The organism is Paractinoplanes durhamensis (genome assembly GCF_016862175.1).
Lineage (GTDB): Bacteria > Actinomycetota > Actinomycetes > Mycobacteriales > Micromonosporaceae > Actinoplanes > Actinoplanes durhamensis.
Genome location: NZ_BOML01000051.1, coordinates 117,888 through 125,186, shown reverse-complemented (window position 1 = coordinate 125,186; position 7,299 = coordinate 117,888). Strand labels below are relative to the sequence as shown.

5 protein-coding genes are annotated in these 7,299 nt (G+C 69.9%); 2 read left to right on the top strand and 3 right to left on the bottom strand.

The features are described from left to right. Nucleotides 1-1,813 precede the first annotated feature (1,813 nt). Nucleotides 1,814-2,587, bottom strand: coding sequence for an SAM-dependent methyltransferase (locus Adu01nite_RS31930; RefSeq protein WP_203732394.1), 774 nt, complete (start codon nucleotides 2,585-2,587; stop codon nucleotides 1,814-1,816). A 403-nt stretch (nucleotides 2,588-2,990) separates the two neighbouring features. Between Adu01nite_RS31930 and Adu01nite_RS31925 the strand changes: the two genes are divergently transcribed. Continuing rightward, nucleotides 2,991-4,397 carry an FAD-dependent monooxygenase gene (locus Adu01nite_RS31925; protein ID WP_275414718.1) on the top strand — a complete coding sequence of 469 codons (1,407 nt, stop codon included), beginning with the start codon at nucleotides 2,991-2,993 and terminating at the stop codon, nucleotides 4,395-4,397. Nucleotides 4,398-4,457: 60 nt separating this feature from the next. Here the strand turns inward: Adu01nite_RS31925 and Adu01nite_RS31920 are convergent, their stop codons facing one another. Further along, nucleotides 4,458-5,111, bottom strand: a complete 654-nt coding sequence (locus Adu01nite_RS31920) for a response regulator transcription factor (protein ID WP_203732416.1) — start codon at nucleotides 5,109-5,111, stop codon at nucleotides 4,458-4,460. Nucleotides 5,112-5,128: 17 nt separating this feature from the next. Continuing rightward, nucleotides 5,129-6,331 (bottom strand): sensor histidine kinase, encoded by a 1,203-nt coding sequence (locus Adu01nite_RS31915; RefSeq protein ID WP_203732390.1) that lies wholly within the window; start codon nucleotides 6,329-6,331, stop codon nucleotides 5,129-5,131. Between the two features lie 107 nt (nucleotides 6,332-6,438). On the opposite strand from Adu01nite_RS31915, the gene Adu01nite_RS31910 reads away from it, so the two are divergent. Continuing rightward, a complete protein-coding gene (locus tag Adu01nite_RS31910; RefSeq protein ID WP_203732388.1) occupies nucleotides 6,439-7,266 on the top strand; it encodes a CPBP family glutamic-type intramembrane protease in 828 nt (275 codons plus the stop codon). Nucleotides 7,267-7,299: the final 33 nt, after the last annotated feature.

Sequence of the window (7,299 nt, the reverse complement as noted above, 5' to 3'; positions counted from 1 at the left end):
GTGGACCTGCGCTCCCTGCGCTTTCCGGCGGATGGTGGCGCAAGCGCCAAACTCCTCCCTCGGCGACCGAGTGTCGCCTCAGCGACGGTGTCCGGGAACCGGGGGAAGCTCACCCCTGCGCTCTCTCTGTTCGCCCCTGCGCTGAGTTGGCTGCGGCCGGTCTCACCGGCACGTCCACCCCGCGCCCGCAGGTTTGAAGGGCAGGTTCGGCGCGGTTTCGAGCCGCTTTCCCGCGCCGGCCGTAATGGTTTCTTTGATTGGTCACGCAACCGATTTTCCGGCTATGCGGGATTCTTGAGGTTGGCATGATCCGCTATTGGCGAGTGCCGTGCGGAGTGCAGGAGAATAAGTCCCATGCGGTACCAGCAGCTTCAGTTATTCACCCGTCCCGCAACTGCCGCTATGCGGGATCGCACGAGAGCGCGAAACTATTCGCCGCTGAAAGAAGAATTCCGTCTTGACCATGCGCGTCGGCGGCGCTGGGGTCTCATTCGGCGTCATGCGCGGAAGTTGTGCCAGTCTCGGGGTTGCTCTCGCGAGTGCGCCGAGGTCGGCCTGCACGATGACTTCGAGGCTGTCCCGCCGTTGATCTGGCCGGCCGAGGCGACCTGCCTGCAGCGGCCGTCGCCCGCGCTGCCAAGCCGTGCCGACCCGCCCGAGCGCGACTTGCCGCGAGACAGCCAGCAGCCTGCCTTGTCCGGCCCGGCTGCCTTGTCCGGCCCGGCTGGCCCAGCTAGCCCGACCGGCACGGCCGTCCCCGCCGCAGGCTGGTCGACAGCCGCGGGCATACCGCAAATGGCAAACCAGACCGAGCTTGCTCCCCGGGCAGAAACCGCTGCTCAGGCCGAGGCTGCACGCTTGGCCGAGGCTGCACGCTTGGCCGAGGCTGCACGCTTGGCCGAGGCTGTGGGCTTGGCCGAGGCTGTGGGCTTGGCCGAGGCTGTGCGCTTGGCCGAGGCTGTGCGCTTGGCCGAGCCTGCACGGTTAGCCGAGTTTCCAGGCTTGTCGGAGTCGGAGTCGGAGTCGGAGTCGGAGTCGGAGCCGGAGCCGGAGCCCGAGCCCGAGCCCGAGGGCCGGATCGACGGTCCGGTTGAGGGCGCCGGCCGACATGGATCAGTGGGTGGGGACGGACAACTTCGACCGCGCGCTGCCGTCATGCAGTTCGGGTTCGGGTGGTGTCCTGCCGCTGCCTGTCCGGGGATATCGATCGCCGCATCCCTGTCGGTGGCGCCGTGGCGTCACCGAGACCCACTGACCCACGACAACAGCCCCGACACGGTCGGTGCCGGGCGGCAACACGCACGGCGAACACCTCGCCGGCAGCGCCGGAGATCGCCACGGAAATGGCGACGGTGTTCGCCGCTTAATCAGTCGGTGCCGCCGTCGGGAAATTGGCAATGCCGTCCGCTCGGAAATGGGGTGCTGCCCTTCGGCGTGGCCATGCGGCCGCTTGGCGAACATTTCGTTGCGGAAGTCGCAAATGCGCCGCCGTCATTCTCATCGCGGATCGGGTTCGCCCCGACGGCGCACCCCTTCTCCGCCTTTCCGGTGTGCCGGGCGTCGAGCCCGTGGGCGTGTCTTTCGTCGCGGTCGTCATCGGCAGTGCGCGCCCGCCACCCGTTGCTCGGCTGAGTCGTGCCGGTCTCGTTCGTCGGCGTCCGCCAATACCGCCCCGCGTCCGCCCGGCTGGTTGCCGACACCATCGCCGCCACGGTCACCGACAGCGCCGGCGCGGCCTCTCGCTTTGCCGGTCGGGCTTTGCCGGTCGGGCTTTGCCGGTCGGGCTATGCCGGCCGGGCGTGTCCGTCGCGCCTCAAGGCTTGCGGCCGACTGCGCAGTACACGTCGAGGGCCTCTGGTTCTGGTCCGGGCGGCGGGCGCCACCGTGACGTCGGCACCAGGCCGGGCTCGAGCAGTTCCAGGCCCTGGAAGTAGCCGGCGATCTCCTCGGGGGAGCGCAGGTTGTACGGGTGGCCGCCCTTGTTGGCGACCCGCTGGCTCTCCACGCTCTCCGCGCTGGTGCTCGTGCCGTCGCTCACCGCCAGGTAGCTGCCCGACGGCACGGCGCTGAGCAGACGGTCGACGATCGAGCGGGCCTCGGTGTAGTCGGCGACGTTGCCCAGGATGCCGATCATGGTCAGGGCCACCGGGCGGTTGAGGTCGAGTGTCCGGGCCGCCTCGCTCAGGATTCGTTCCGGGTCCTGCACGTTGGCGTCGACGTACGCGGTCGCGCCCTCGGGGGTGCTCGTCAGGAGCGCGCGGGCGTGCACCAGCACGAGCGGGTCGTTGTCGACGTAGACGATCCGCGACTCGGGGGCCGCTCGCTGCGCTACCTCGTGTGTGTTGTCGGCCGTCGGCAGGCCGGTGCCGATGTCCAGGAACTGCCGGATGCCCTCGCCGGCGAGGAGGGTGACCGCCTGCTTGAGGAACCTCCGTTGCGCCTGTGCGACCGCGACGATCCCCGGGTTCGCCGCGCGGAGCGCCTCGCCCAACTCCCGGTCGACGGGGAAGTTGTCCTTGCCGTCCAGTAGGTAGTTCCACACCCGGGCGCTGCTCGGCCGGGTGTCGTCGATGCTGGGGCCGGTCATCAGGAATCCCCTCCGTCGAGGCGGCAGATGGATAGTGATCCTAGGCAATGCCGGACGGCTTCCGGGATGACGCTGGTCGATGAACCTTCGTCAACCTGACATCGGGCCTGCGGTTGCGGCGCGATGACCGGCGCCGGGTGCTGCTGCCCTGGCCACGTCGAGAAGGTTCAATGATGTGCGGCGAGGCCGGACTTCTCCCGGCCGAGTGACGACCGGAAAAGGGCTGGACGGTTGGTGGCCGGGCTTGTAGCTTGCTCCTGACGTGACGCCGCTTGAGGAGGTGAGACCCATGAACGCTGCATCGAAGTGGGTGCTCCCTCCTGCCGTCACGGTCGGGCGATTGACGTAGGTGTCGCCGGGAGCGCCGCCAATCAGGCACTCCCGAAAGGCAACACCGATGGACATCTTCGACGTGGTCATTGTCGGCTGCGGGCCGACCGGCGCGATGCTGGCCGCCGAACTGCGACTGCACGATGTGCGGGTTCTCGTTCTGGAGAAGGACACCGAGCCCGTCTCGTTCGTACGCATCGTCGGGCTTCATATTCGCAGTCTTGAGCTTCTGGCCATGCGCGGGCTGCTCGACCGCATTCGCGAGCATGGCCGGCAGCGTCCGGCCGGTGCCTATTTCGCCGCCATCGACAAACCCGCACCCCAAAACCTTGATTCGCCGTACGCCTACCTGCTCGGCATTCCGCAACCGGTGATCGTGCGGCTGCTCGAAGAACACGCGATCGCGCTCGGCGCCCACGTCCGGCGCGGTGCTGCGGTGACCGGGCTCGAGCAGGACGACGACGGCGTGACCGTCGAACTGGCCGGCGGGGAACAGGTGCGTACCCGCTATCTCGTTGGTGGTGACGGCGCGCGCAGCGCGGTGCGCAAACTGCTCGGCGTCGGCTTTCCCGGCGAGCCCGCCCGCAACGAGACGCTGATGGGCGAGATGAAAGCGGATGCGCCGCCGGCCGAGATCGCCGCCAAGGTGACCCGGCGATTCTGGCTCCGGCCGGTGGGCGCGGGGGTTTACAGCGTGGTCGTCCCGGCCGCGGGAGTCAGCGACCGCGCGGAACCACCAACCCTGGACGATTTCCGGCAGCAGTTGCAGGCCTTTGCCGGAACCGATTTCGGCGTGCATTCCCCGCGCTGGTTGTCCCGTTTCGGTGACGCCACCCGGCTGGCCGAAAGCTATCGGGTCGGCCGGGTTCTGCTGGCCGGCGACGCCGCCCACATCCATCCACCCCTCGGCGGGCAGGGCCTCAACCTCGGCATCCAGGACGCCGTCAATCTGGGCTGGAAACTGGCTGCCCAGGTCCGCGGCTGGGCACCGGACACCCTGCTCGACACCTACCAGGCGGAACGTCATCCGGTCGCCGCGGAGGTGCTGGACAACACGCGCGCCCAGACCGAGTTGTCGTCCACCGGGCCGGGGCCCCAGGCCGTACGCAAGCTGCTTGTTGAATTGATGGAATTCGACGAGGTGAATCGCTTCCTGCTGGAGAAGGTCACCGCGATCGGCGTCCGCTACGACTTCGGTGCAGGCCCTGACCTGCTCGGCCGCCGCATGCCCGACATCGAACTCGAGCAGGGCCGGCTGTACGGCCGGCTGCACGGCGGACGCGGCCTGCTGCTGGACCGCACCGAACGCCTGGCCGCCGGCAGTTGGTCGACCCAGGTCGATTACCTCGGCGACCCGACCGCCTCACTGGATGTTCCGGCCGTCCTGCTGCGCCCGGACGGCCACGTCGCCTGGATCGGCGACGACCAGCAGGATCTGGACGACCATCTCGCCCGCTGGTTCGGCAAACCGATCGACTGACTTCGCCTTTCGCACCGGACATCCGCAATGCGTGCGTGGCCGAAATCGGCCACGCACGTCTCAGGCACCCGGTGAGCCGCGCAGGTAGGTGAGAACGGCCGAGACTCGGCGGTCCGAATGTGGGTCGAGCGGAAGCTTGGCGAAGATGTTGCCGATGTGCTTGCGTACCGCCGCCTCGCTCACGAACATTTTGCCGGCGATCGCGTGGTTGGTGTGGCCTTCGGCCATGAGGGCGAGGACCTCGCGCTCGCGTTCGGTGAGGCCCGCGAGTGGACCGTCGGCGTGCCGGAGGCCGACGAGTTGGCGGACCACCTCGCCGTCGACGACCGTGCCGCCCGCCGCGACGCGGTCGACGCTGTCGAGGAAGTCGCGTACGTGGCCGACCCGGTCCTTGAGCAGGTACCCGATGCCCCCTCCGGGGGCCGAGCCGAGCAGCTCGCCGACGTAGGCGTCGGCGACGTAGGCCGAGAGCAACATGATCGCGATGCCGGGATGGGTGGCCCGGATCGTCGCCGCCGCGCGTAGCCCCTCGTCGGTGTGGGTGGGTGGCATGCGGATGTCGGTGACGACGAGGTCGGGGCGGCAGTTGCCGGTGTACGTGAGCAGAGCCTGCGCGTCGGGGACGGCCGCGACGACCTCGTGGCCGGCGCGTTCGAGGATCCGCACCAGCCCTTCTCGGAGCAGGGCCGCGTCCTCGGCGACGATGATCCGCAGCGCCTTCGGCGGTGGCGTCAACGGATCGGGCACGTCATCCGCACCTGTGTCGGGCCGCCGGTGGGGCTGCTGATGTCCAGTTCGCCATCGAGGGCGTCGATCCGGGCGTGCAGTCCGGCGAGGCCGGTGCCCGCCTGCGGGTCGGCGCCGCCGATACCGTCGTCGACGACCGAGACGATCAGCGCGTGGTCCTCGATCCTCGCCTGCACCTGCGCCGAGCGGGCCTGCGCGTGGCGAACGACGTTGGTGAGGTTCTCGCTGACGAAGAAGTAGGCCGCGGCCTCGACCGCCGACGGAAGCCGGCCGTCGAGGGCGAGACGGAGGTGGACCGGGACCGGTGACCGGCCGGCGATCTCGTGCACGGCCGCGGCGAGGCCGTGGTCGGTCAGCACCTGGGGATGGATGCCCCGGATCGTGGTGCGTAGGTCGGCGAGGGCCTGCTCGGCCTGGTGGTGTGCTTCACGCACGAGGTCGAGGCCCGGGCCGTCGGCCAGGTCCAACTCGGCGCTGCCGAGCGTCATGGTCAGCGCGACGAGGCGCTGCTGGACACCGTCGTGGAGATCGCGCTCGATCCGGCGGCGTTCGGTTTCGAACGCGTCCACCAGCCCGCTGCGGGAGCGGCGCAGCTGCTGGACCGCCTCCGCCAGCCGGGCCTTGGACTCCTCCAGCAGATGCCGCACCAACGCGGCCTGGGCGCAGGCCAGCGCGGTGACCGCGTACGCCAGCAGGACCAGAGCGCCGAGGCCGGCGGCGGCCGCCGCCCACGCCTCACCGGTGTGGTCGACCCGCCAGCCGGCAACGTCGACCACGTCGTGCCGGACCAGCACGGGAGCGCACAGCAACACGATCGGAGCCGACAGCATCACCAGTGCGATCGCGTCCACGGGCCAGAACACCGTCGCCAGCAGGACCATGACGCCGATCTCCGGCCCGGATACGCGGCCCGGCCGGTTCGCCGGCCTTTCGGGGAACATCAGCCGGAGCCGGCGCCGCTCGCCCGACGCGGCGCGGCGGGCGAGCCTCGGAACGCCGGCGAGCACGAACAGTCCCGCGACCACCACGATGGTGGCTACGCCCACCCCGAGGACCACCAGCAGGAGGATCAGCCAGGCGACGCCGACGGGCACGGTGCTGCCCACATAGGCCAGAGAGCGCCACGGCCACGCGGACGCCAGGAACCGGGTGGGGCGTCCGCGCACGGCCGTCCAGGCGTCGCTCATGTGCCAACCCTACGGATCACGTCGGCCGCGCGGGGTAGCGCACGCGCTACCTCCGAAGTCGCGTCCAAGCCCATGTAGCAGACGGCGTGCGCGGGTGCACTGGGTGCATGAACGAGACAACCCCGATGGTCGGTCCCCGCTTGAACAGGCGGGGTCTGACGGCATTCCTGCTGATCTCCTTCGGTGTCGCCTGGGGCTGGGAAGCGGTGGCGCACCTGTTGTTCGGCTGGTCGCTGGTGAACCCGCTGGTGCAGGTGCCGGCCGGGTTCGCGCCGGCGGCCGCGGCCCTGGTGGTGCGGCGGTGGGTCACCCGCGAGGGTTTCGCGGACGCCGGCTCCCGCCTCCGACTGCGTCCGGCCTGGCGGTACTACCTGCTGGCCTGGCTGGGCCCGCTCGCCGTCGCCGTCGTGGTGGTCGGCGTCGCCGCGGCATCCGGGCTATGGGAGCCGTCCGTCCGTTCGATGGCAGACCTGGTTCCCGGTGTGCCCGTCTGGTCGGTGTCACTGCTGCTCTGCCTGGCAGTTCCGATCGTCACCCTCGCCTTCTGGGGTGAGGAATTCGGCTGGACGGGCTATCTGCTGCTGCGCATCTGTCCCGGCCGCCCCCGCCGCGCCGCACTGGCGGCGGGCCTGATCGCGGCGGTCTGGCACTATCCGCTCGCGCTGCTCGGCTACGCCGAGTTCTCGAATCTGGCCCTGGGCCTGGCCGGATGGACGGTGTGGATCATGTGTCAGGAGGTCATCCTGGCCTGGCTGCGGGCTCGTAGCAACAGCATCTGGCCGCCCTGCGTGGCGCACGCCGGCAACAACTTCGTGCTCACCCCGCTGACCACCGCGCTGCTGCTCGGCCACGGCAACTTCGGAGAGCAGGGCATTCAGCTGCTGGTGGTGCTGATCCTGGTCGCCGTCGCGGCCGGGTTGCTGCATCTGAAGTGACACCGCCGGCGGCCGAGTTGCCGGGGCCGGCGC